Origin of the sequence: Altererythrobacter xiamenensis (genome assembly GCF_900177715.1) — a bacterium.
Taxonomy (GTDB): Bacteria; Pseudomonadota; Alphaproteobacteria; order Sphingomonadales; family Sphingomonadaceae; genus Erythrobacter; species Erythrobacter xiamenensis.
The window spans coordinates 14,817-37,092 of sequence record NZ_FXWG01000004.1 but is presented as its reverse complement, the minus strand read 5'-3'; the positions used below and the strand labels follow the sequence as shown (position 1 = coordinate 37,092).

26 protein-coding genes are annotated in these 22,276 nt (G+C 62.9%); 19 read left to right on the top strand and 7 right to left on the bottom strand.

The window, feature by feature from the left end; all coding sequences use genetic code 11:
• Nucleotides 1-29 precede the first annotated feature (29 nt).
• Genes CCE89_RS14845 through CCE89_RS14830 form a run of 4 tightly spaced genes read left to right on the top strand, consistent with a single transcriptional unit; the run spans nt 30 to nt 3,580 of the window.
• On the top strand, nt 30-749 hold the full coding sequence (locus CCE89_RS14845) for an endonuclease III domain-containing protein (RefSeq protein WP_086438884.1): 720 nt from the start codon (nt 30-32) through the stop codon (nt 747-749).
• A complete protein-coding gene (locus CCE89_RS14840) occupies nt 746-1,933 on the top strand; it encodes an NRAMP family divalent metal transporter (RefSeq protein WP_143256061.1) in 1,188 nt (395 codons plus the stop codon). The genes CCE89_RS14845 and CCE89_RS14840 overlap by 4 nt, the downstream gene beginning before the upstream one ends.
• Complete coding sequence (locus tag CCE89_RS14835; protein ID WP_234990121.1) at nt 1,926-2,609, top strand: endonuclease III domain-containing protein; 684 nt, start codon at nt 1,926-1,928, stop codon at nt 2,607-2,609. The genes CCE89_RS14840 and CCE89_RS14835 overlap by 8 nt, the downstream gene beginning before the upstream one ends.
• Nucleotides 2,606-3,580, top strand: a complete 975-nt coding sequence (locus tag CCE89_RS14830; protein ID WP_086438882.1) for an NAD(P)H-dependent flavin oxidoreductase — start codon at nt 2,606-2,608, stop codon at nt 3,578-3,580. Before CCE89_RS14835 ends, CCE89_RS14830 begins: the two co-directional genes overlap by 4 nt.
• Before the next feature lie 45 nt (nt 3,581-3,625).
• Here the strand turns inward: CCE89_RS14830 and CCE89_RS14825 are convergent, their stop codons facing one another.
• The 3 genes from CCE89_RS14825 to CCE89_RS14815 all read right to left on the bottom strand — a co-directional run bounded on the left by CCE89_RS14825 (nt 3,626) and on the right by CCE89_RS14815 (nt 4,970).
• A complete protein-coding gene (locus tag CCE89_RS14825; RefSeq protein WP_086438881.1) occupies nt 3,626-4,177 on the bottom strand; it encodes a DUF924 family protein in 552 nt (183 codons plus the stop codon).
• Nucleotides 4,178-4,214: 37 nt separating this feature from the next.
• Nucleotides 4,215-4,628 carry a hypothetical protein gene (locus tag CCE89_RS14820; protein WP_200810364.1) on the bottom strand — a complete coding sequence of 138 codons (414 nt, stop codon included), beginning with the start codon at nt 4,626-4,628 and terminating at the stop codon, nt 4,215-4,217.
• 81 nt (nt 4,629-4,709) lie between these two features.
• Entirely contained in the window at nt 4,710-4,970 is a 261-nt protein-coding gene (locus tag CCE89_RS14815) for a zinc-finger domain-containing protein (protein ID WP_086438880.1), read from the bottom strand.
• Between the two features lie 119 nt (nt 4,971-5,089).
• Here CCE89_RS14815 and CCE89_RS14810 point away from each other — a divergent pair, with 119 nt between their 5' ends.
• Together CCE89_RS14810 and CCE89_RS14805 are read left to right on the top strand one after the other, a co-directional pair.
• Entirely contained in the window at nt 5,090-6,028 is a 939-nt protein-coding gene (locus tag CCE89_RS14810) for an ABC transporter ATP-binding protein (protein WP_086438879.1), read from the top strand.
• Nucleotides 6,029-6,035: 7 nt separating this feature from the next.
• Nucleotides 6,036-6,770, top strand: a complete 735-nt coding sequence (locus CCE89_RS14805; RefSeq protein WP_086438878.1) for a class I SAM-dependent methyltransferase — start codon at nt 6,036-6,038, stop codon at nt 6,768-6,770.
• Nucleotides 6,771-6,794: 24 nt separating this feature from the next.
• Here the strand turns inward: CCE89_RS14805 and CCE89_RS14800 are convergent, their stop codons facing one another.
• Nucleotides 6,795-6,983 (bottom strand): hypothetical protein, encoded by a 189-nt coding sequence (locus CCE89_RS14800; RefSeq protein ID WP_086438877.1) that lies wholly within the window; start codon nt 6,981-6,983, stop codon nt 6,795-6,797.
• Nucleotides 6,984-7,582: 599 nt separating this feature from the next.
• On the opposite strand from CCE89_RS14800, the gene nadB reads away from it, so the two are divergent.
• The 11 genes from nadB to CCE89_RS14745 all read left to right on the top strand — a co-directional run bounded on the left by nadB (nt 7,583) and on the right by CCE89_RS14745 (nt 18,126).
• Complete coding sequence (gene nadB, locus CCE89_RS14795) at nt 7,583-9,169, top strand: L-aspartate oxidase (RefSeq protein ID WP_086438876.1); 1,587 nt, start codon at nt 7,583-7,585, stop codon at nt 9,167-9,169.
• Between the two features lie 289 nt (nt 9,170-9,458).
• Nucleotides 9,459-9,956, top strand: coding sequence for an energy transducer TonB (locus tag CCE89_RS14790; RefSeq protein ID WP_159456672.1), 498 nt, complete (start codon nt 9,459-9,461; stop codon nt 9,954-9,956).
• Between the two features lie 138 nt (nt 9,957-10,094).
• Nucleotides 10,095-10,997: an alpha/beta fold hydrolase gene (locus tag CCE89_RS14785; RefSeq protein WP_086438874.1), complete on the top strand. Its 903-nt coding sequence runs from the start codon at nt 10,095-10,097 to the stop codon at nt 10,995-10,997.
• 99 nt (nt 10,998-11,096) lie between these two features.
• On the top strand, nt 11,097-11,372 hold the full coding sequence (locus tag CCE89_RS14780) for a hypothetical protein (RefSeq protein ID WP_086438916.1): 276 nt from the start codon (nt 11,097-11,099) through the stop codon (nt 11,370-11,372).
• A gap of 273 nt (nt 11,373-11,645) precedes the next feature.
• Nucleotides 11,646-12,554, top strand: coding sequence for a LysR family transcriptional regulator (locus tag CCE89_RS14775; RefSeq protein WP_086438873.1), 909 nt, complete (start codon nt 11,646-11,648; stop codon nt 12,552-12,554).
• 557 nt (nt 12,555-13,111) lie between these two features.
• Nucleotides 13,112-15,190, top strand: coding sequence for a ribonucleoside-diphosphate reductase subunit alpha (locus CCE89_RS14770; protein WP_086438872.1), 2,079 nt, complete (start codon nt 13,112-13,114; stop codon nt 15,188-15,190).
• A 26-nt stretch (nt 15,191-15,216) separates the two neighbouring features.
• Nucleotides 15,217-15,492 (top strand): hypothetical protein, encoded by a 276-nt coding sequence (locus CCE89_RS14765; protein ID WP_086438871.1) that lies wholly within the window; start codon nt 15,217-15,219, stop codon nt 15,490-15,492.
• A gap of 9 nt (nt 15,493-15,501) precedes the next feature.
• The gene (locus CCE89_RS14760) at nt 15,502-15,705 is read left to right on the top strand and encodes a hypothetical protein (protein ID WP_086438870.1); all 204 of its coding nucleotides are present in this window, start codon (nt 15,502-15,504) and stop codon (nt 15,703-15,705) included.
• A gap of 107 nt (nt 15,706-15,812) precedes the next feature.
• Nucleotides 15,813-16,181 carry a PilZ domain-containing protein gene (locus CCE89_RS14755; RefSeq protein WP_086438869.1) on the top strand — a complete coding sequence of 123 codons (369 nt, stop codon included), beginning with the start codon at nt 15,813-15,815 and terminating at the stop codon, nt 16,179-16,181.
• A gap of 56 nt (nt 16,182-16,237) precedes the next feature.
• A complete protein-coding gene (locus CCE89_RS14750; protein ID WP_086438868.1) occupies nt 16,238-16,516 on the top strand; it encodes a hypothetical protein in 279 nt (92 codons plus the stop codon).
• A gap of 251 nt (nt 16,517-16,767) precedes the next feature.
• Nucleotides 16,768-18,126 carry a GntP family permease gene (locus tag CCE89_RS14745; RefSeq protein WP_086438867.1) on the top strand — a complete coding sequence of 453 codons (1,359 nt, stop codon included), beginning with the start codon at nt 16,768-16,770 and terminating at the stop codon, nt 18,124-18,126.
• Nucleotides 18,127-18,180: 54 nt separating this feature from the next.
• Here CCE89_RS14745 and CCE89_RS14740 read toward each other — a convergent pair whose 3' ends face one another.
• The 3 genes from CCE89_RS14740 to CCE89_RS15300 all read right to left on the bottom strand — a co-directional run bounded on the left by CCE89_RS14740 (nt 18,181) and on the right by CCE89_RS15300 (nt 20,262).
• The gene (locus tag CCE89_RS14740; RefSeq protein WP_086438866.1) at nt 18,181-19,428 is read right to left on the bottom strand and encodes a GGDEF domain-containing protein; all 1,248 of its coding nucleotides are present in this window, start codon (nt 19,426-19,428) and stop codon (nt 18,181-18,183) included.
• A gap of 275 nt (nt 19,429-19,703) precedes the next feature.
• Nucleotides 19,704-19,949: a DUF2171 domain-containing protein gene (locus CCE89_RS14735; protein WP_086438865.1), complete on the bottom strand. Its 246-nt coding sequence runs from the start codon at nt 19,947-19,949 to the stop codon at nt 19,704-19,706.
• A gap of 142 nt (nt 19,950-20,091) precedes the next feature.
• A complete protein-coding gene (locus tag CCE89_RS15300) occupies nt 20,092-20,262 on the bottom strand; it encodes a hypothetical protein (RefSeq protein WP_159456670.1) in 171 nt (56 codons plus the stop codon).
• Nucleotides 20,263-20,530: 268 nt separating this feature from the next.
• Here CCE89_RS15300 and CCE89_RS14730 point away from each other — a divergent pair, with 268 nt between their 5' ends.
• The gene (locus tag CCE89_RS14730) at nt 20,531-21,595 is read left to right on the top strand and encodes a ribonucleotide-diphosphate reductase subunit beta (protein ID WP_086438864.1); all 1,065 of its coding nucleotides are present in this window, start codon (nt 20,531-20,533) and stop codon (nt 21,593-21,595) included.
• A gap of 206 nt (nt 21,596-21,801) precedes the next feature.
• Nucleotides 21,802-22,275 (top strand): DUF4145 domain-containing protein, encoded by a 474-nt coding sequence (locus CCE89_RS14725; RefSeq protein WP_143256060.1) that lies wholly within the window; start codon nt 21,802-21,804, stop codon nt 22,273-22,275.
• Nucleotide 22,276: the final 1 nt, after the last annotated feature.

The window sequence follows — 22,276 nt, the reverse complement described above, 5'->3', positions numbered from 1 at the left end:
GCACCAGGCCGCGATCCCGACCAAATTTCATGCAGCTTGATCTCGGCCCCGATGACCGCACCGACATCCTGCGCCGGGTGCAGGCCGCATTGGTCCAAACCTTCGGCCGGATCGAGCGCGCGGCGGCGGAATGGCGGCAGCCCGAATGGGTGCTGGTGCAGGGCGTGATCGGCGCGCGCACAAAGTCAGAGGTGTCCAACACCGCGACAGACCGGCTGCTGAAACGCTACGGCTCGTGGGAGGGTGTCGCCGAGGCACCGCTGGACGACTTGCAGAGCGAACTCGCGACGCAGACCTACCCCAATATGGCGGCGGAGCGATTGAAGGCGTGCCTCCTCGCGCTGATCGAGAAACGCGGCGCGGTCGACCTCTCGCATCTGGCCGAGATGGAAACCGAGGCGGCGATGCGCTGGCTCGAACAGCTCCCGGGCATCGGGCGCAAGATCGCAGCCGGGGTGATGAACGCATCGAGCCTCGATCGTCGCGCTATCGTGCTCGACGGGCATCACACGCGCATCCTCCAGCGCATGGGGCTGGTCCCGGCGAAGGCCAATACCGACCGTGCCTTTACCGCGATCATGCCCGCCATGCCGCCTGAATGGGACGCGGCGGATTATGACGAGCATCATCTGCTGATGAAGAAGCTGGGCCAGAACTACTGCCGCCCGAAAGCGCCCGATTGCGCGGCCTGTCCGGTGCGGGCAGATTGCGCGACCGGGAAGGCGCGCGTGATGGGGGCGAAACGATGAGACGGCTGGGCAAGGCGATATTGTGGTCGGCCATCGCGGCGGCCTTCATCGGGCCGGGCACGGTGACGACGGCGGCCAGCGCGGGGGCGAGCTTCGGCGTGGCGCTGCTGTGGGCGGTGCTTTTCTCCGTGCTGGCGACCTACGTACTGCAGGAGGCGGCGGCGCGGCTGACCATTGCGACCGGCAACGATCTCGGCGCGGTCCTGCGCACCCGCTATCCCAATGGCGCGATGCGCGTGCTGACGCTGCTGCTGGTTGGCGGGGCGATCCTCATCGGCAGCGCGGCGTATGAGGCGGGCAATATCCTCGGTGGGCTTGCCGGGGCGATGATGGCGATTGAATTGCCGCGCGAAGCACTGACGCTGGCGGTGGGCGCGCTGGCGGCGATAATGCTGGCGTTCGGTTCGCCCCAGCGCATTGCGAGCGCGCTGGCGGTGCTCGTTGCGCTGATGGGAGCGGGGTTCCTGTTTGCCGCGGTAATGCTCTTGCCGGAGGCAGGGGCGTTGCTTGGCGGTCTGGTAATCCCGGGCGTTCCGGAAGGAGGGGCGCTGATGACCGTTGCCCTGATCGGTACGACCGTGGTGCCCTACAACCTCTTTCTCGGGTCGAGTCTCGCGCGCGGAGAAACGCTGGGCGACACGCGGCTGGGCCTGGCGCTGGCGATCGGTATCGGCGGGCTCATCACCATGGGGATCGTGGTCGTCGGCGCGGCGCTGTCGGGCGAGTTTACCTTCGAGGCAATGGCTGCGCTGCTTTCCGAAAGGCTGGGCAGCTGGGCGACGGTGCTCTTCGCGCTCGGCCTGCTGGCAGCGGGCCTCTCGTCGGCAGTGACAGCGCCGCTCGCTGCTGCGCTCACCGCGCGCGGACTGTTCGACGGCGGTGAGGGCTGGGATGCGAATGGCTGGCGGTTCCGCAGCGTGTGGATCGCGGTGCTCGCCATCGGGATCGGCTTCGGGCTCGCGGACATCAGGCCGGTCCCCGCTATCGTTCTCGCCCAGGCCCTCAACGGCATGCTGCTGCCGGTCATCGCGCTGTTCCTGTTCGTGGCGATCCGGGATCGCGAACTGCTCGGGGAGCATGCCAACGGGCCCTTCGGCAGTTTGGCGATGGGCGCGGTCACGCTGATCGCAACGGGGCTTGGCCTCGTGGCGCTGTGGAAGGTGGCGGGCACGCTCTTTGGCTAGGCTTTCTCAAGACCAGGTCGAGGACGTGTTCCGCCGCTTGTCCGAAGCGATGCCGGGGCGAACCAGGACCGCCAAGGGGCCGAAGGGGCAGCCCGATGCGTTCCGCTCGTGCATCTCCTGCATGCTCTCGGCGCAGTCGCTGGACCGCAACACCGCCGCCGCGACGCGCGCGCTGTTTGCGCTCGCCACCACGCCCGACGAGATGCTCGCGCTCGATGACGAAACCATCGCGCAGGCGATCAAGCCCTGCGGGCTCTACAACAACAAGACGCGCAATATCCGCAAGTTCTGCGAAGCGTTGATCGGGGAGCATGGCGGCGTGGTGCCAGAGACGCGCGAAGGCTTGCTCTCGCTGCCCGGAATCGGGCGCAAATGCGCCGATATCGTGCTCAGTTTCACCTTCGATCGGGACGTGATTGCGGTCGATACGCATGTCCACCGCGTGTGCAACCGGATCGGCCTGACCGAGGCCAAGACCGCTGACGCTACGGCATCGCAGCTGGAGGAGCGGGCGCCGCAATGGGCCTTGCGAGACGGCCATTTCTGGCTCATCCAGTTCGGGAAACGGGTGTGCACGGCGCGCGCCCCCAAATGCATCAGTTGCCCGGTTTCGGACCTCTGCCAATGGTACGCCGAACATCGCAAAGGGCGAGACACACAGGGAGAGAAGCCATGAAAACCGCCATCACCGAAATGTTCGGCATCGAGCACCCCATCATCCAGGGCGGCATGCACTATGTCGGTTTTGCCGAAATGGCCGCAGCGGTTTCCAATGCCGGCGGATTGGGCATCATCACCGGGCTGACGCTGGGCACGCCCGAAAAGCTGGCCGATGAAATCGCCAAGTGCCGCGACATGACCGACAAGCCGTTCGGCGTGAACCTGACCTTCCTGCCGACCGTCAACGCGCCGGATTATCCGGGGCTGGTCAAGGCGATCATCGACGGCGGGGTGAAGGCGGTAGAGACGGCGGGCAACAATCCGCAGCAAGTGCTGCCGTATTTCAAGGACGCGGGCGTCAAGGTGATTCACAAATGCACCAGCGTGCGCCATGCACTGAAAGCGCAATCGATCGGCTGCGACGCGGTCTCGGTCGATGGCTTCGAATGCGGCGGCCACCCGGGCGAAGACGATGTGCCGAACTTCATCCTGCTGCCGCGCGCGGCGGACGAGCTGGAAATCCCCTTCGTCTCGAGCGGCGGCATGGCCGACGGACGCTCGCTCGTGGCGAGCCTCGCCATGGGTGCAGACGGCATGAACATGGGCACGCGCTTCATCGCAACCAAGGAAGCGCCGGTCCATGAGAACGTGAAGAAGGCGATCGTTGCCGCAAGCGAGCTCGACACCCGCCTCGTCATGCGGCCGCTTCGCAATACCGAGCGCGTGATGACCAATGACGCGGTCGAACGCCTGCTCGAAAAGGAAAAGCGCCTCGGCGATGACCTCAAGTTCGAGGACATCATCGAAGAGGTCGCGGGCGTCTATCCCAAGATCATGATGGAAGGCGATATGGATGCAGGCGCGTGGTCCTGCGGCATGGTTGCCGGCCTCATCCATGATATCCCGACCTGCAAGGAGCTGATCGACGGCATCATGAAGCAGGCCGAGGACATCCTTGCCCGCATGAACGCGATGCAGGCAGGCTGATTCCCAGTCGGATAGTCGGGGTCGCGGTGCAGGCGCGCCGCGATCCTACCAGCTGAACCCTTCGTCGATCGCAGCCTGCTCTTGCGGGGTCGTTTCGCGGCCCAGCACCTCATTGCGATGCGGAAAGCGGCCGAAGCGCGCGATCATTGCGTGGTGGCTCTTGGCGAAGGACAGATTGCCAGGCAGGTGCTGCGCGAAATAGGTGAGGCTCGCTTCCTGATCGGCGATATCTTCGCTGTGCATCAGCGGCATGGCAACGAACTGGCGCTGCGCATCGGGCAGCCCTTCGTCCCAACCTTCGGCTATGCAGTGTCTGGCTAGAGCCAGCGCTAGCGGGTCGTAAGCGAACGCGCGCGACGTATCGCGATAGATGTTGCGCGGCACCTGGTCGAACAGCAGGATCGCTGCTTGCGACGTATCCTGGCTTGAGAGGAAAGTTTCGAATGGCTTGTCCGCCTGTTCGAGAAGGACCGGCTCGAAACGCTCCTCGAGCGCTGCATCCACTTCCGGACTGCCTCCGAACCAATCGCCGGGTCCGAGCGTCTCGAACCAGAAATGCAGCAGATCACCGACCCATTCAGACGGATCGGAGGTCACTTTGCGCGCGCTCCGGCCCGCCTGATCACGCGCCCGATCAACCGTCCTGGTCGACGCGGGTATAGGGAACGAATTCCTCGAAAATGTGGAAGCCGCTGAAAAAGCCGCTGTAGCGATCGACGGTCGTTACGTTGTCGAGCCGGCACAGCTGCGATCCGCCGAAGCGGCGCACGACCAGCACGTCGCTATCGTCGATCTGTTCGGGGTCGCTCGTGCGCTGGACGTAAATCGTGTCGCCGCGGCCATAAACGATGGCGGTCTTGTCGATCACGCGCATGCGGTCGCTGCCGCGTTGCGGGATACAGGTCCGGGGCTCGCCAGCCTCACGGCCTTCGAGCAGCTTGGCGAGCTTTTCCTCGCCCTCCTCCTTGGTGCCGGCGTGGGCTGCGGGCATGGCGGTCAGGGCGAAAGCGGTTGCTGCGAGTCCGGCGAATTTTGCGATCATGCGCATGACGAGGTCTCCTTTGCGTTGGCGGAGACTAACAGACACACCTGAACCGGCAATGAGCACGCTTCAGCGCTTACGCAGAAATCAACGATGTCCCGGGTCCGCGCCTTCGGAAATGTCCTGCAGGGTTGACTGGTCGACCCCGTCGGCCGGTCCGCCCTTCAATACGAAGCGCCGGTCGCAATAGCCGCAATCGACATAGCCGTGCTCGTCGATTTCGAGATAGATGCGCGGATGGCCGAGCGCCGATGGGCGGAAGCTCTCGCCCCCGCGAATGTTGCTGGCGCCGTCACAGCTGACGCGGCGCGTATCGACCAGGATCGTTTCGGGCGGCGGGATGTTCATGGGAAGTGCCGATAGCCGCGCTTCGCGGGATTCGCAACGCTTCCTGATGGCGCTGAGAGCGCGAACTGAGCAAGTGAGCGCTTTACCTGCGGGGGTGATGCGCTCTAGAGGCTTGGCCCATGACGAACCAGCCCGCCATCTCCATCCGTGACCTGGTAAAGCGCTATGCGCCACCCAAGGGGGAGAGCGAGGGCAAGCTCGCCTTGAACGGTGTGAGTTTCGACGTACCGCAGGGCCAGATCTTCGGCCTGCTCGGCCCGAATGGCGCGGGCAAGTCGACGCTGATCAATATTCTCGCAGGGCTGGTCACCAAGACCAGCGGCAGCGCGGAAATCTGGGGCTTCGACATCGATCGCCAGCGCCGCAATGCCAGTAGAGCGATCGGCATCGTGCCGCAGGAAATCGTCTTCGATCCGTTCTTCACGCCGTTCGAAGTTCTCGAGAACCAGGGCGGTTTCTACGGCATCGCCAAGCATTTGCGGCGCAGCGAGGAATTGCTCGCCGCGGTCCATCTTGCGGACAAGCGCGATGCCTATGCCCGCACGCTGTCGGGCGGGATGAAGCGCCGGCTGCTGGTGGCCAAGGCGATGGTCCACTCGCCGCCAATCCTGGTGCTCGATGAGCCCACCGCGGGCGTCGATGTCGAATTGCGCCGGCAGCTGTGGGAACTGGTCACCGATCTCAACAAGGAGGGTGTCACGATCGTCCTCACCACGCATTACCTCGAGGAAGCCGAGGAATTGTGCGACCGTATCGCCATCATCAACCACGGCGAGTGCATTGCCGACAAGCCGACGCGCGAGCTGGTCGGGATGGCGCGCGAGAAGATCGTGCGGGTTTCGGTCGACAAGGATCTCGCCGGGCCGGTCATGGAAGAGACCTTCACCAAGTCCGAAGTGACCGAGCCGCGCGTGCTCGAGATCACCTATGACCGCGACAAGGCGAGCGCGGGGCAGGTGCTTTCGATCGTCCAGCAGCACGGCTACAAGATCGAGGACGTTACGACGCGCGAGCCCGATCTCGAGGATGTCTTCGTCCAGCTGACCGGCTCCGGCTGAGCGTGCCGTGTCGGCGCTATACGACACGATCGGCCTCGATTACGCCAATCTGCGACGACCGGACGCGCGCATTGCGGCGCGGATCGAAGCGGCGCTGGGCGATGCCAAAAGCGTGCTGAACGTGGGCGCGGGCACCGGCTCCTACGAACCGGCGGACAGAAATGTGACCGCGCTCGAACCCTCTGCCGAAATGATTGCGCAGCGCGCGCCCGACGCCTCGCCAGCCGTGCAGGGCACGGCCGATGCTCTGCCCTTCGGCGACGGCAGTTTCGATGCGGCGATGGCGGTGCTGACGGTGCACCACTGGCCCGATCCGGGTGCAGGGCTTGCGGAGATGCGCCGCGTCGCGCGCGACCGGATAGTCATCCTCACCTTCGATCCGGCCTGCCGCAATGCGTGGTTGCTCGATTATCTCCCCGCGCTGGCCGAACTCGATGAGGCGCAAATGCCGCCGATGGAGGCTTATGCAAAGCATCTCGGCGATGTCGACGTCGAACCCATTCCCGTCCCGCATGATTGCAGCGACGGGTTTCTCTATGCCTATTGGCGCCGCCCGCAGGCCTATCTCGACCCGCGCATCCGCAAGGGTAGCTCGTCCTTCTGGAAACTCGACGGTCTCGAGGATGGCCTTGCGCGGCTTGAAGCCGATCTGACAGGCGGAGAGTGGGAGGCGCGCTATGGCGAGGTGCTATCCCTCACGCAATACGATGCCGGCTACCGGCTCGTGACAGCGCGCCTCTGATTGCTTTTGTCGTAGCAGCGCGGCCTAGATGACCCCGCGTCGCTCCAGCCCGGCACCCCGCACGCGAAGCACACCCCAGCGATGGGGTTCGACTTCTTCCATAGGCGTATGGCAGCAGCGGCAGCGCCCGACGTGCATGCCGCCCGTCTTGCGAAGATTGGTCTTGTCGACCGAGTGTCGCCCGAACGCGCAGGCGAGAACACGGAATTTCATGAAATGCGTACCCTTGCGCCCCCGATTTTTTTGACCCGAATCCCCTGTGGCTTCGCGTGTAGCGCGCCCGGGGCCCGTACCCACGGTCATTTCGTTGAGGCGTTCCCTGCTTGCCACATAGCGTTAACCATGTCGGGAAAGTGAGCGGTCAGCTCACGGGATGCGCGGCAGGCCTGCGTGTGTTCGGGCGCAAGCCTTCAGGATACCGCCCTCGGGAAGAGGGGCGGATCTACAACCTCGCATCCCGCTCGCATTGTGCGACCCGAGACGGGTTCTCCTGGAGGCGCCACTGGCCCCGTGCCTCGCGGCGGATCGGACGACCGCAGCGGTTGCACGTCCCGCAATAATGCTCGCCATTCCAGCTCACCCGGTAATGCTCCGGGCTGTGACTGTTGAACGTGCATCGGAGCAAGCCGATCATGTGATGTGCCCCCTTTGAGGACTGCGAGGCTGGACCGACGCACAAGGACTGTCACATTAAAACCCGGTCATTGCAGCGGTTTGGGCCGGATTGCGGGGCAGGAGGGGCCGGGATCGGGCGGCCGACCAAAGGCCCCAATTCGCTTGCCCGATAGGCTGGCACACGCCATGAGGCGAGCATGAGCGGCGAAACATATGACGTGCTGGTGATCGGCTCTGGCGCTGCGGGCCTGACCGCTGCGCTCGCGCTGGCCCAAAGCAAGAAGGTGCTGGTCCTGGCCAAGGGATCGCTCACCGGCGGCTCGACCGCCTGGGCGCAGGGCGGGATTGCCGCCGTGCTTGATACAGGCGACACTTTCGAAAACCACATCCGCGATACGATGATCGCTGGCGCCGGTCTCAACGATCGCAAGACGGTCGAATTCGTGATCGAGAATGCGCCGGCTTCGATCGACAGGCTGTGCGAGTTGGGGGTGCCGTTCAACCGCGAGGGCGGCGACCTTCACCTCACGCGAGAAGGCGGCCACAGCCACCGGCGGATCGTGCATGTCAACGATGCGACCGGCTGGGCAGTGCAGGAGGCATTGCTCAAGGCGGCAGACGCCAACCCCAACATTACCATGTTGCCGGGCCGCACCTGCATAGACTTCATCACCGGCCGTCATGGCGAACAATATTCGGGCGAGGGCCGCGTGTGGGGCGCCTATGCGCTCGACGAAGCGACCGGGCGCGTCGAACGGCATGTCGCTCGCGCCACCGTGCTCGCGGCGGGCGGTGCCGGGCGCTGCTATCTCTTTTCTACTGCACCGCGCGGCGCGACGGGGGACGGGATCGCCATGGCCTGGCGCGCGGGCTGCCGTGTCTCCAACATGGAAATGATGCAGTTCCACCCGACCTGCCTCTACAATCTCGACGTCAAGAACTTCCTCATTACAGAGGCGGTGCGCGGCGAGGGCGGGCGGCTGTTCAACCCGCAGACGGGTGAGCGCTACATGGAGAAATACGATCCGGAGCGGATGGAGCTGGCCCCGCGCGATATCGTTGCGCGCGCCAATGACGACCAGATCAAGCGCTACGGGCTCGATTACGTCCATCTCGATATCAGCCACCAGCCTCCCGAGTTCGTGAAGGAGCACTTCCCCACGATCCATGAAAAGCTGATGGGGCTCGGCATCGATATGACCAAGGGACCGATCCCGGTGGTCCCGGCGCAGCACTATACCTGCGGCGGGGTCATGATCGGGCTCGACGCGCGCACCGACCTGCCCGGATTGTGGGCCGCGGGCGAATGCACCGAGAGCGGGCTGCACGGCGCCAACCGCCTCGCGTCCAACTCGCTGCTCGAATGTTTCGTGTTCGGTGAAGCAGCGGCGAAGGATGTGCTGGCCTGCTGGGACCAGCTCGACGAACCGCCACCGATCAAGGAATGGGACGAAAGCCGCGTTTCGGATTCGGACGAGCAGGTCGTCATCAAGCAGAACTGGACCGAGATCCGCCGCTTCATGTGGAACTATGTCGGCATCGTGCGCACCACGAAGCGGCTGGAGCGCGCCGCCAACCGGATCCGGCTGCTGCAGGAAGAGGTCGAGGATTATTACGGCAGCTTCGTCGTCACGACCGATCTCATCGAGCTCAGGAACCTGCTGCAGGCGGCAGAGCTGATCGTGAAATCGGCACTGCGCAGGAAGGAAAGCCGCGGGCTGCATTACACGCTCGACTATCCCGAGACGTTGCCGGTGGCCGAAGACACGGTACTGGTGCCCTAGCCGGACCGCGCGCCGCTCCCACTTATCGGAGCCAGTCACCCGTTCGTCGGCTCCCCATGCCGCATGCCGAGTGGAAGCGCCGTTCGCAGAGGTTTCGTTGAGATCGCGGGCACCTTCCGCGAAAACAGCATCAGGAGGCGGGCCCATCCCCCAATGCGACCCCATTGTTCCAGGGTCCGCCTCTCGATCGACCACGACAGCCGCCGCACGAGTATTTGGGACTGGTGCTCGGCAACGCTGGTCGCACTGGCCGGTCATCCCACCCCCCCCCCCAATGGAGGATGATCACATGAATACTCTTACCAAGACTGCATTCGCTTCGGCCCTTGCGCTGGGCGCCTTCACCGCAACCACTCCTGCCATCGCCGGCGACGAGGGCATCGTCGTCCAGTCGCAGGCCGCGATGGAAGAATGGTCGCAGGACGTGACGCGTTCGCTCAATCGCGGGCTGATCCAGTCCGAGCGTTTCTCCAACACGCGGCCGAAAAGCGGCATCGTCCAGGTCCGCTTCACCGTGGGTGCCGATGGCAAGGCCGAAAACGTTTCGCTCTATCGCAGCTCGGGCCATGCGCCGACCGACCGGGTCGCGACCCGCGCCGTGCGCTGGATCGCAAGGCTCGACGATGCGCCGGTCCAGAACCTCAGGGACCAGACCTTCCAGGCGAACATCATCTTCGCGCCCGACGCGCCCGAACATGAAGCGCTCGCCAGGAAGCTCGAGCAGATGGAAAGCGCCCGCATGGCCAGCAGCGGAGCGGAAGAGAGCGTCGTGACGCTGGGCGGCTAGCGCGGCGTCCTTTCTGGGGGCGTGACTTGCCGTGTCCCCCGTTTCCCGGATTGCTCTCTTGCCCTATAGCGATAGGCGGGGTCCGGTCGATCGACCTGACCCGGGAGGCAACACGAGAAACGAAAGGGCGCGGCAAGCATGCCCCAGATCCAGGCGAACGGACTCACATTCGAATATGACGAACACGGGCATCGGGATGATCCCCCGATGCTTCTCATCATGGGGCTCGGCGCGCAGATGACGCTCTGGCCGATGGAACTGGTCGAGGCACTGGCCGGGCGCGGTTTTCGCGTCATCCGCTACGACAATCGCGACATCGGCCTCAGCCAGAAATTCGATGGCGAGCGGGTGCCCCATGTCGCCTGGCACGTGATCCGCAAGCGTCTCGGCTTCCCGCCGCGCGTTCCCTACACGCTTTCGGATATGGCGGCAGACGGGGCGGGCGTGCTCGATGCGCTCGATATCGACAGTGCGCATATCGTCGGCGGTTCGATGGGCGGCATGATTGCGCAGCTGGTCGCGGTGAACCACCCCGAAAAGGTCCGCACGCTGACCTCGATCTTCTCGACCACCGGTAACCCCAAGCTGCCGCAGGCCGACAAGCACGCGATGAAGGCGCTGACGACGCGCCCGGCCTCGATGGAAGAGGACGTGCTGGTCGAACACGGCATCATGGTCCAGCAGGCGATCGGCAGCCCCGGTTACAGGGCCGATCCCGAGCGCCAGCGCGAACGGGTACGCGAAACCGTCCGCCGCTCGGTCTATCCCGAAGGGCTGGTGCGTCAGATGGCGGCGATCATCGACGATGGCGACCGCACGGCGCGCCTGCGCAATGTGAAGGCGCCGACTCTGGTCCTGCACGGCGAAGACGACCCGCTGGTCAAGGTGGAAGGCGGACGCGCCACCGCCGAAGCGATACCGGGCGCCAGGATCACGACCTTCAAGGGCTGGGGTCATGACTTGCCGATGGAGCTGGTCGATCCTATTGCCGATGCGATTGCGGCTCATGCCGGCAGTGCCGGGGAAACAGATGCTTCCTGAGAATTTCGGAACAATTCGGGCCGAGCTTCGCTGATTTCCCTGAGAATGAGAATCGCGACCAGCTTTGGTCTCGCGAAATACGACATCAGGAGGATATTGATGAAGTTTACTGCAATGATTTCCCTGCCCGCCCTCGCACTGCTTGCAGCTTGCGGCCCCGATAGTGCCGTTGAAGAGCGCGGAGACGCTCTTGAAGAGCAAGCCGATGCGATCGAGGACGTAGGCAACGAGCGCGCCGAAGCTCTCGAAGAAGCAGCCGATGAAGCTGCGACCGATGCTCGCGAGGATGCGCTCAACGCCCAGGCCGAGCAGGTCGATGACATTGGCGATGACGCCGCTGACGCGATCAACGAGCGCGCCGACGAAATGGAATAATCCGTTTCGGACAGCCGATTTCAACGAAGCGGTTTTCGCCCTTCGTTCGAAGAGGGCCTCGCCTGAGGGCGGGGCCCTTTTTGCGTGACCGAGCCTTTCGGGGCGCTCGAACGTGCACGGCTACTATGGTTCAAAGGGCGCACAAGGAGGCAAGTCGCAAGGCCCATCAAGAACGCACTCGGCTGGCGTGAATCCGTCGCTTTGATATGGATTCATACTCAATCGGGCAAATAAGCTTCCTATTAATGCGCAATCTGCATAGAATGGGCAGGTATGGACATGCTGGCCGCCTATCGCGCTTTCGTTCTCGTGGCCGATCACGGCGGCTTTTCAGCGGCTGCGCGGGCGAGCGGGCAGAGCCAGTCGGCGGTCAGCCGACAGGTCGCCGATCTCGAAACGCATCTCGGCGCGAGCATGTTCAGGCGCACGACACGCCGGGTCGCGCTGACGCCGGATGGCGAGCGCCTGATCCGCAGGGCACGCGAAGTCATCGGGCTCGTCGCCGAAGCCGAACGCAGCGTTGGCACCCGCGCGCAGGCATTGGGCGGGCACATCCGGCTCGCCGCACCTGCAGCGCTGGGTCATGTGCTCGTGGCACCGGCGCTCTGCGCTTTCCTCGCGCGGCATCCCGACCTCGATGGCGAGATTCGGACGCTGCGCGATCGCGACGCAGCACTTCCCCAATCCGACGAGGTCGACCTCGCGATCGAGATTGGACCACTGCCAGCCCGACTGGGGGAACGGCGCAAGCTCGGTGATGTCCCGCTTGTGCTGTGTGCGGGCCCCATGCTCGTGCGCGATCATGGCGCACCCAGGACGGTCGACGATCTCGCGCGCCTGCCGACAATCGAATCCGCACCGGCCGGATCGCGGATCGCGCCGTGGCGACTCGAACGCGGCGCCGAACATCGCGAGGTCTCACCCACGACACGGCTGCGCTGCGACAATCTCGACGCGCTGCGCAGCGCAGTGCTCGAGAATGCCGGGATCGCGCTGGCACCTCTCTGGCTGGTCCATCAAGAGATCGCTTCGGGCCGGCTGTGGCGGCTGTTGCCGCAATGGCATGGCGGGCTGCAGCCGATTTATGCCGGACCCATCGGCGACGCGCCGCTTGGTCCCGAAGCGAATGGCTTTGTCGATTTCCTGGCCGATTCGATGGGCCGTCAGCGGCTCTTCGTCTGACCGCCTCGGGCAGCCGCGATTCGGTCGCCCTGAAGACTTAAGGAGCCGCTGCCAGCGCGCTCCCTCGGGCACATCCGGATTCGAAAATTGCGCAAGCGGATTCGAATGATTCTCAAGCCCGCCAAAACGCTTTTGCCCGTATAAATTTTTTCACGGATTCATTTTGGGGCTTGCGTGTTTCGCGAGCCTAGCAAATCCGCCGCTTCGCTGCACTGCAGCATAATTGGCGAACTGCGATTTGCGCCGTTCCCGATGGTTTATTTCATTTAACCCTCTTGCGCGAGAGTCCTCAGTGATTCACTATCTAGTGGTTCCAGACGCGGGGGCACCCACAAGACCTAGTTTTTTGCTGCAGAAACACCATATCTGCAGACGGGGAACGAGTCGGTCTTTCGGGTCGCAAATAGTCTGAGGGCTGTGGGCAAAAACGGGAAAACTAATTCGCCGTTGGCGCCCGAAAATTGCTAGGTGGGGGCATCCTCGCCGAGTCGAACACATGTGGAACATCCGGGTCCGCAGACGGACCGGACCACGGGGAAGAAAGAGCGGGGCGACAAATGGAATTCAGGACTGGAGACGAAGCGGCGATGGGGCTCGATCAGGAGACGGAAAACACCGTACCGGCCGACACGAAAACGGCCACCAAGTCGAAGCCTGCTTCGAAGAAGGCCCCGGGTAACGGCCCGGAAAACGCTAAGGCGGTTGCAATGGACAAGGCAGACAAGGGCTCGGAAGAGCTGATCTCGGAAAAAGCCGGCGAAGCGCTCGCAGGTGCGGTGGCGCATGCAGCCAAGGCTGCTGCGGACGTGGATTCGAAGAAGATCAACGATCGTCGTTTCACGATCCAGACCGATCCCTCGCGCGATGACAATCTGACCGAGTTCGGCAAGGAAACGCTGACCGATCGCTACCTGCTGCCGGGCGAGCAGTATCAGGACCTCTTTGCGCGCGTCGCGGATGCCTATGCCGACGATCAGGATCACGCGCAGCGGCTCTATGATTACATTTCGAATCTGTGGTTCATGCCTGCGACGCCCGTTCTCTCGAACGGCGGCACGTCGCGCGGCCTGCCGATCAGCTGCTATCTCAACTCGGTCGAGGACAGCCTCGACGGGATCGTCGGCACCTGGAACGAGAACGTGTGGCTCGCCTCCAAGGGCGGCGGTATCGGCACCTATTGGGGTAATGTCCGCGGCATCGGGGAGCCGGTCGGCCTCAACGGCAAGACCAGCGGCATCATTCCTTTCGTGCGGGTGATGGACTCGCTGACGCTGGCGATTTCGCAGGGCTCGCTGCGGCGCGGTTCGGCCGCGTGCTACATCGACATCTCGCATCCGGAGATCGAGGAGTTCCTCGAAATCCGCAAGCCGTCGGGTGACTTCAACCGCAAGGCACTGAACCTCCACCACGGCGTGCTGGTGACCGACGACTTCATGGAAGCGGTGCGCGCGGGTGAGGACTTCGAGCTCAAATCGCCCAAGACCGGCGAAGTGCGTAGCACGGTCAATGCGCGTTCGCTGTTCCAGAAGCTGGTCGAAACGCGCCTCGCGACGGGTGAGCCCTACATCGTCTTCTCCGACACGGTGAACCGGATGATGCCGAAGCATCACCGCGATCTCGGCCTCAAGGTCTCGACCTCGAACCTGTGCGCCGAAATCACCCTGCCGACGGGGCGCGACCACCTCGGCAACGATCGCACCGCGGTCTGCTGCCTCTCTTCGCTCAACCTCGAAAAGTGGGACGAGTGGAACGAGGACAAGACCTTCATCGAGGACGTCATGCGTTTCCTCGACAACGTCCTGCAGGACTATATCGACCGTGCGCCCGACGAAATGGCGCGCGCCAAATATTCGGCCGAGCGCGAACGTTCGGTCGGCCTCGGCGTGATGGGCTTCCACTCCTTCCTCCAGCAAAAGCGGATCGGCTTCGAAAGCCCGATGGCGAAGGTCTGGAACCTCAAGATGTTCAAGCATATCCAGGGCAAGGCATCGGAGGCGTCCATGCTGCTCGCCCAGGAACGCGGCGCATGCCCCGATGCCGAGGAAATGGGCGCGATGGAGCGCTTCAGCTGCAAGATGGCGATCGCGCCGACCGCGTCGATCTCGATCATCTGCGGCGGTGCCAGCGCGTGTATCGAGCCGATCCCGGCGAACATCTACACGCACAAGACTCTGTCGGGCAGCTTCATCGTGAAGAACCCCTATCTCGAGAAGATCCTGCGCGAGAAGTCGAAGGATTCGAACAACGTCTGGAACTCGATCCTCGAACGCGGCGGTTCGGTCCAGCACCTCGACTTCCTGACGCCGGAAGAGAAAGCGACTTTCAAGACCAGCTTCGAAATCGACCAGCGCTGGCTGCTCGAATTCGCCGCCGACCGTGCGCCCTATATCGATCAGGCGCAGTCGCTGAACCTCTTCATCCCGGCCGACGTCGACAAGTGGGACCTCATGATGCTGCACTTCCAGGCATGGGAGAAAGGCATCAAGTCGCTCTATTATCTCCGCTCGAAGTCGGTGCAGCGCGCCGGTTTCGCCGGCGGCGTGGAGGCCGACAACACGTCGGACGCGCTCAAGATCGAGCTTTCGGCAGGTGCGGGCGAGCAGACCGACTACGAGGAATGCCTCGCCTGTCAGTAAGGGCTCCGCACTAGGTTTCCGAAAGCATGGACCTGGTGCCTGCGATAATTCTGGCCGCTGTCGTCTCCATCGGCAGCGGCCTTTCTCTGCGCAAGTTGCACGAGCGGCGTGTCGAACGGCATTGTGCGCGTCTCGAAGATCGCCTCAAGGCCGGCCAGGATCGCTATTTCGAGGAATTGCGCGAGCTTCAGGCCTATGATCCGCGCACCAATCCGCCATGGAAGAACATTGCCCTGGAACTCCTGGCGCTGGCATCGATCTTCGCCGGATTTCTCACGCTCTTGCTGAACCTCGATTTTTAGGAGCAATCCATGACCCTCGGCCTGTTTCTCGTCATCGCCACGGCCTTCACTGCGCTTGTCGAGATCGCGATCTTCACACGGATGCGGAACAACGGCAGGCTTAGCGAGGCGATCTATCCGGTGGTGATCATGGCATCGCTCAGCCTCCCCGTTATCGTCTACGTGATCATGTTTCACGTCATGCCAGACACCGGCGCGAGCGTGCTGTTCTGACAGCTGCCAATCCGTTGATTTTACAAACAGGTTTAACGCCGGTTTAACAGTTCTCGGGCATGGATATTGCGCCGAATGACGGCCTCAACCGATAGCCAGCGAAGACCATGAGAACGCGCCAGAAAGACCGCAGGAAAGTCGAGATTGCCGGGCAGTGCTGCACTGCTGACGGGCGGCTGTTCGATATCGCGGTGCGCGATCTGACCGATGGCGGCTGCCGCTTCGGCGATCTCCAACCGCCGCTCAAGGTCGGCGAGCTCGTCAATCTGATGATCGGCGGATCCGGCCCGCACCGCGCGCATGTGCGCTGGTCGAACGAAGGCGCCGTGGGTGTGTCTTTCGCCCGGCCATTCACGCAGGATCAGGTCGAGCAGCTGATCGCTGGCGATTTCAAGCCTGCCGCCAAAACGCTCTCGCCATCGGTTCCGGTCAACGACCGGAGCGATAACGCGCTGCCGCTGCGCAGCGTCTGCTGAGCAGGCGAACCACCGCCAACTTCCCGACCACAACATTTCGCGCTAGGCTGCGCGGCATGAGATATCTCGCCGCCATCCTGCTCGCCCTCGTCCTGTCCGCCTGCGCTTCGCAGGTCGATACCGGGGTAAGCGAAGCCGCCGGTACGCCCGGCTTCTGGTGGGGGCTGTGGCACGGCTTCGTCTTCCCCTTCGCCTGGATCGGATCGCTGTTCGATCCGGACATCGCGGTCTATGCGGTGCCCAATTCGGGCGGCTGGTATGATTTCGGATTCTTCCTCGGCATAACCGTGCTGGGCGGCGGCAGCTGGTTCAGCTCGAAGAGCCGCAGCAAGTAAGGCCGCGCGTCCTGCCCGAAGCTTTCTATCTCTTCTTCGCCGCAATCTGTGCGTTGCTGGGGTTCGTGCTCGGCGGCAAGGGCGCGAGCCGCAAGCGGCCGGTCGTCGCGCGCGTCTTTTCGCTCATCGGCTATGGGGTTGCGGCGCTGTTCGGCTGGTGGGGCATCATGGCACTTGTGCAATAGATCGAAGGGTGAGCAGAAACAGTCTGCCGCCACGATGGAACGGGACTGACAGGGGGAGGGGCTTTCATGATCGGACTGGTGGGATTGCTTGCGGGGCTTGCCCTGCTGATCTGGCTGGCGCTGCGCAACGTCAACATCATCTTCGCCTCGGTCATTTGCGCGCTGATTGTGATCGTCACCAACGCGCTGCCGATCGGCGACAGCCTGACGCAGGCCTATGCCTTCGGCGATCTGGGCGCCTTCACCTTTGCCGGGCGCTTCTTCCTGCTGTTCGCGGCAGGCGCCGTGTTCGGCAAGGTCATGGGCGAAAGCCACGCGGCGACTGCCATCGCGATGGCGCTGGTGCGGCGGCTGGGCGCGCATCGCGCGCTGTGGATCACGGTGCTCGCCTGCGGCATGCTGACCTATGGCGGTGTGGTCGTGTTCGTGGTGATCTTCGCGATGTATCCGCTGGGTCTGAGGCTGCTCAAGGAAGCCGACATTCCCAAGCGATTGTTCTGCGGCGCGCTGGCGCTTGGCGCGGGCACCTTCACGCTGACCGCACTTCCCGGAACGCCCTCGATCCACAATGTCATCCCCACGCTGACGCTCGGCACCGACCTCTTTGCAGCCCCGCTGCTCGGCCTCTTCGGCGGGGCGGTGATGTTCGCGCTCGGCATGGCCTATCTCGAGCGTGAACGGGTCAAGGCTCAGGCGGCTGGCGAGGGTTTCGAGCCTGGCCCCTTTGACAGCATTCCCGATCTCGATGCGATCGGCCGCGACCTGCCGCATTGGGCGCTGGCGCTGATCCCGCTGGTGCTGGTAATCGGCACCATCCTCGCGCCGCGCCTGCTGGACGCTGCCGGCATGGGCGGGGACAATGCCCTGCTCGCCTTCGCCAACGCGCAACCGATCCTGTGGCCGAGCTTCGCCCTGTTGCTCGCCAGTGTCGTGGCGCTGGTGCTGTTTCCCGCCGCACGGCGTGCGCCGCTCAGGTTGCTGGGCGAGGGGACGCAGGATTCGATCATGCCGCTGATGGCGACGAGCGCGGTGATCGGTTTCGGCGGAGTGGTGGTGCAGACGGCGGGTTTCGCTTCCTTCACGCAGGCGGTGGTCGGCGCGGACGTGCCGCCGATGTTCTCGATGTTCGCCGCCGTCAGCACGGTCTCGGGCATCACCGGCTCGGCCTCGGGCGGCTTGCAGATCTTCATGGCGACGCTGGCGCAGGATTACCTCGCGCTCGGCATCCCGCCAGACCAGCTGCACCGTATCGTGGCGATGGCGAGCGGCGGGTTCGACTCCCTCCCGCATTGCGGTGCGGTGATCGCCATGCTCACCGTGACCCAGCTGACGCATAAACAGGCCTACAAGGATGTCGGCATGGTGACTGTTGTCGTGCCGGTGATCGCAACGCTGCTGACGATCGGCCTGGCGATGCTGATGTAAGCGGGGCTGATGTAAGCGGGGCTGATGTAAGCGGAGATGTTATCGGCGCGGCATTCAGCCAGTCGCCAGCTTGTCGACCCTCAGCTCGATCCGTTCCGATACCACCACGCGGTCGCGGCCGTTCTTCTTGGCATGGTAGAGCGCGCGGTCGGCGCGCGCGGTGAGGTTGGCGAGATCGACCTCTGCATCGAACCCCACCGAGGCGAGGCCGATGCTGGCGGTAATCGTCTGCGGTTCCTGTCGCCTGACTGTTATGGGCAATTCGCGCAATTGTTCGCAGATCGACCAGGCCAGCTTCTCCGCTTCGGCGGCGGAATGGCAGCGCAAGGCGCCAACGAACTCTTCACCGCCATAACGGGCGACATGACCGCCGTGATCGTGAAAGGCGTGTTGCAGCGTTCGCGCCACGGTCCGCAAGGCGCGGTCGCCCGCCGGATGGCCGAAGTTGTCGTTGAACTCCTTGAAGAGATCGAGGTCGATCATCATCAGCGACACGCCGTTTGTCTCGCCCGGCAGAGAGCGCTCGTATGCCTCGCTGAAGATCCGGCGGAACGCGCGGCGATTGGGCAGACCGGTCAGCGAATCGCGCTCCGACAATTCGCGAAGGATCGCGATGTTGTGCTCCAGCTCCAGTCGTGACGCCTCTTCGCGCAGGTCGAGCAGGAAGCCGCGTGTGGAGACCTGCCAGTGGCGCTGCGCCATCGCCCAGCATGGGAGGACGGCGAGCAGTGTGAAGCTCATGTGCAGCGCAAGCTCGTGCGCCGGTAGCGGGTTGGGCCACATTCCGACGAGCGATGTCGCAAGTCCGTAACCCAGCGCGAAGCGGGCCAGTTCGCGCGGTTTCAATGGCAGTGCCAAGCATGAAATGGCGAGCAGGAAAGCCGTGCCCATCGTGTATCGCGCCATGATCTCCGGCTCGGCATGGCTCGCCAGATGCACTTCGAGCATGCCGAAACACGTCATCGACACGGCCACCGCCAGCTTTATCAAGCCGAGTTGATGATCGCGCAGGGCGAGCAAAGCGACAAGCGTCAGCGGCAGGGTGGTGAGCATGCGCCAGCCCAGCGAGAGGTCGAAATGTCCCGGCATGACCAGCGCATCGAACAGCAGCGCGCAAACGCTGACCAGCAATCCCATGACGAGCTGGAAGCGCAGGCTGCGGAAAGTCTCTGCCCGGACGCTGTCCTCGTGGGCGGCCTGCAAGGCCTCCGGCCACTCGTAATACCTCGCCCGCGCGCGCAAGGCGGCGTCGACATCGGCACGCAGGCTTGCGGCAATAACGGTAGGGGGGCCGGTTTCCACCCGCGTGTATTAGCGCGGAAGGGTTTATCTCTGCGTGCCACCAAGGGTTAAAATGGAGTTGCAGACCCGCCTTTCCGGTCCGCCCTGAACTGCGCAATCAACCTGCCCGGCAACCGCTCGCACACGCAAAAATCCCCGGCTCAGCACAGTCCTGCAATAGCAGGCAGCGAACCGGGGAAAGGGTTTGCCAGCCGGGCCCCCCGGACGGGCTGGCAAGAAACGTTTTTTGAGGGGGGGGGGGGGGGGATGGCGCGCCGGGGGCCGCGCTAAACTGGTTACGAGTTCTGAAGGACGGCCTTGTTGCCCAGACCTTCGGGAATTCGCGCGTCTTCCTTGAGATACACGCGGTTGTCATCGATCTTCTCGACGTCGTTCATCGACAGGAAGTGGTGCATGTCGTCCGAACTGTCCGACTTGGTCAGCTTGATCGCGTCGTCTTCGACCGAGTCCACGGTACCGACATGTTCACCCTTGTAGTTGGCGACTTCCATGTGTTCGTTGATGCGTAGCTTCTCAAACATAAATCATATTCTTTCTGGCCGCTTTTGCGTGCCTTTTGAATGGGTTATGCTATAGTAACGGGTGGAAAGGGCCATTCGTTCCTCGGCTCGTCGATGCTGAGGCACGGTTCGCGCGCCGCCCCATCGAACCGCCCCCGATCGTTCAGTGCTGAACCGAAGCGGCCCTGTCGCCGCCCGTCATGAGCGCCATGAACTCGGCCTCTTCTTCGCTCTCGAACCGGTCGCCGGATGCGATCTCGAGAGCGGGTGTGGCGGGCTTCAGGCCATTGCCCCTGCCGGGGCGGCGCGTGGTGGATTGGCGGATCGTACCCATTGTCTCTCTCCGAAAGGGCCGCTGCACTCTTGGCGGCCTTACCCCTTGAAAACGCTCCCGCAATCGGCTGCGTTCCCTCCGCCGGTCGACAATTTGCGGCGTCATGGCGCGGGCACATGCGAACTCACACGCAACACTCGCGCCCACTGTTGAGAAAAAGTGGACATTGTGCCGGTCTTATCCCCGCCGAATCATTTCCTCTTGCTATCGAATCACAGCCGTGATTCCCTATATCGGTTGTTCACGCCAATCCTCAGGGGACCACAAGATGTCGTTGCTCGAAGCCAGAAAGACCTACAAGCCCTTCGAATACCCGTGGGCGTATGAATTCTGGAAACGCCAGCAGCAGATCCACTGGATGCCCGAGGAAGTGCCTCTGGGCGAGGATTGCCGCGACTGGGCGCAGAAGATCACCGAGCACGAGCGCAACCTGCTCACCCAGATCTTCCGATTCTTCACCCAGGCCGATGTCGAGGTGCAGGATTGCTACCACGACAAGTATGGCCGCGTGTTCAAGCCGACCGAGGTCAAGATGATGCTCACCGCCTTTTCCAATATGGAGACGGTGCACATCGCGGCCTACAGCCATTTGCTCGACACGATCGGCATGCCCGAAAGCGAATATTCCGCCTTCCTCGAATATGAGGAAATGAAGGACAAGCACGATTACCTGCAGGTTTTCGGCGTCGACACGGACGAGGATATCGCCCGCACGCTGGCGGCATTCGGCGGCTTCACCGAAGGGATGCAGCTGTTCGCCAGCTTCGCCATGCTGATGAACTTCCCGCGCTTCAACAAGATGAAGGGCATGGGCCAGATCGTCAGCTGGTCGGTGCGCGACGAAAGCCTCCACTGCGAAGGCATCGTGCGCCTGTTCCACGAGTTCGTGCGCGAGCGTGACTGCTACACCAAGGCGGTGAAGGAAGACATCATCGACATCTGCCAGAAGTCGGTGCGTCTGGAAGACAACTTCATCGATCTCGCCTTCGAAATGGGCCCCGTCAGCGGGATGACGCCCAAGGAGATCAAGAAGTACATCCGCTACATCGCCGACTGGCGCCTTGGCCAGCTTGGCCTGCAGCCGATCTACATGATCGACGATCACCCGCTGCCCTGGCTCGCCCCGCTGCTCAACGGCGTGGAGCACGCCAACTTCTTCGAACAGCGCGCGACCGAATATTCGAAGGGCGCGACCAAGGGCGACTGGAACACCGTCTGGTCGAGCTTCGACAAGCGCCAGAAGGCCAAGGCCGCGAACGAGGAAGAGGCGGTCGACGACGGTCCGGACATGTTCGGCGAAGCTTCGGGTGATGGAGCGCAGGCTGCGGAGTAGACTTCGTGCCCCAGACCCAATTTAAGGCGGATTGTCCACATTGCCTAACTCGATCTGCTGGTTTCGCAATCGTTCACCAATGGCCGCATCGAAACGCGGGCAACCATGCTTATATCATTGGGCAATGCGGCCTTTGCAATAATGGGGTAATCGTCCACGCAATAGCGCACAACAACTCAAGCTTTCCAGATTTGACGCGAAATTCCGTGGATTTCATACGGCCAAAATATGAGATGAGAAATTTTTGGCCTAGTAGATCGATTGATGTGCCGGAAAACTTGCCAAAAAATGTCGAGAACTTTTATTTGCAGGGGCTTGAGAGCCTAAGGGCTGAGCGCTGGGATGCTGCTGGTGCGATGTTTCGCAAATCTCTAGATGTTGGCACCAAGCTCATATCACCAGAATTGAAGTCTGAGAGCCTCTTCTCGCGCATCAATACCCTAGTCGAGCGTCATCTCTTGACCGAGGCAATGGGGCAGTGGTCTCATGAAATTCGCATAGATGGCAACGGTGCTGTTCACGACGAGTTGCCAGAAACTGAAAGCGATGCAAATGCTATCCAAAAATTTACTGAGGCATTCTTGAGGTATGCATTCACGCTACCGAGCATGGTTGCCCAGAACCGCTCCAAGCGTGATGAAAAAAGTCCCGCGAATGAGAGCGAGAAGTCGGCTGGATAGG

Coding starts and splice junctions, on each gene's coding strand:
- CCE89_RS14780 (WP_086438916.1), top strand. CDS start 11,097: ATGAAGTTTACTGCAATGATTTCCCTGCCCGCCCTCGCACTGCTTGCA.
- CCE89_RS14760 (WP_086438870.1), top strand. CDS start 15,502: ATGACCCTCGGCCTGTTTCTCGTCATCGCCACGGCCTTCACTGCGCTT.
- CCE89_RS14820 (WP_200810364.1), bottom strand. CDS start 4,628: ATGCGCATGATCGCAAAATTCGCCGGACTCGCAGCAACCGCTTTCGCC.
- CCE89_RS15300 (WP_159456670.1), bottom strand. CDS start 20,262: ATGGGTACGATCCGCCAATCCACCACGCGCCGCCCCGGCAGGGGCAAT.
- CCE89_RS14830 (WP_086438882.1), top strand. CDS start 2,606: ATGAAAACCGCCATCACCGAAATGTTCGGCATCGAGCACCCCATCATC.
- CCE89_RS14810 (WP_086438879.1), top strand. CDS start 5,090: ATGACGAACCAGCCCGCCATCTCCATCCGTGACCTGGTAAAGCGCTAT.
- CCE89_RS14745 (WP_086438867.1), top strand. CDS start 16,768: ATGATCGGACTGGTGGGATTGCTTGCGGGGCTTGCCCTGCTGATCTGG.
- CCE89_RS14755 (WP_086438869.1), top strand. CDS start 15,813: ATGAGAACGCGCCAGAAAGACCGCAGGAAAGTCGAGATTGCCGGGCAG.
- CCE89_RS14785 (WP_086438874.1), top strand. CDS start 10,095: ATGCCCCAGATCCAGGCGAACGGACTCACATTCGAATATGACGAACAC.
- CCE89_RS14845 (WP_086438884.1), top strand. CDS start 30: ATGCAGCTTGATCTCGGCCCCGATGACCGCACCGACATCCTGCGCCGG.
- CCE89_RS14800 (WP_086438877.1), bottom strand. CDS start 6,983: ATGAAATTCCGTGTTCTCGCCTGCGCGTTCGGGCGACACTCGGTCGAC.
- CCE89_RS14765 (WP_086438871.1), top strand. CDS start 15,217: ATGGACCTGGTGCCTGCGATAATTCTGGCCGCTGTCGTCTCCATCGGC.
- nadB (WP_086438876.1), top strand. CDS start 7,583: ATGAGCGGCGAAACATATGACGTGCTGGTGATCGGCTCTGGCGCTGCG.
- CCE89_RS14730 (WP_086438864.1), top strand. CDS start 20,531: ATGTCGTTGCTCGAAGCCAGAAAGACCTACAAGCCCTTCGAATACCCG.
- CCE89_RS14840 (WP_143256061.1), top strand. CDS start 746: ATGAGACGGCTGGGCAAGGCGATATTGTGGTCGGCCATCGCGGCGGCC.
- CCE89_RS14775 (WP_086438873.1), top strand. CDS start 11,646: ATGGACATGCTGGCCGCCTATCGCGCTTTCGTTCTCGTGGCCGATCAC.
- CCE89_RS14815 (WP_086438880.1), bottom strand. CDS start 4,970: ATGAACATCCCGCCGCCCGAAACGATCCTGGTCGATACGCGCCGCGTC.
- CCE89_RS14750 (WP_086438868.1), top strand. CDS start 16,238: ATGAGATATCTCGCCGCCATCCTGCTCGCCCTCGTCCTGTCCGCCTGC.
- CCE89_RS14735 (WP_086438865.1), bottom strand. CDS start 19,949: ATGTTTGAGAAGCTACGCATCAACGAACACATGGAAGTCGCCAACTAC.
- CCE89_RS14770 (WP_086438872.1), top strand. CDS start 13,112: ATGGAATTCAGGACTGGAGACGAAGCGGCGATGGGGCTCGATCAGGAG.
- CCE89_RS14790 (WP_159456672.1), top strand. CDS start 9,459: ATGAATACTCTTACCAAGACTGCATTCGCTTCGGCCCTTGCGCTGGGC.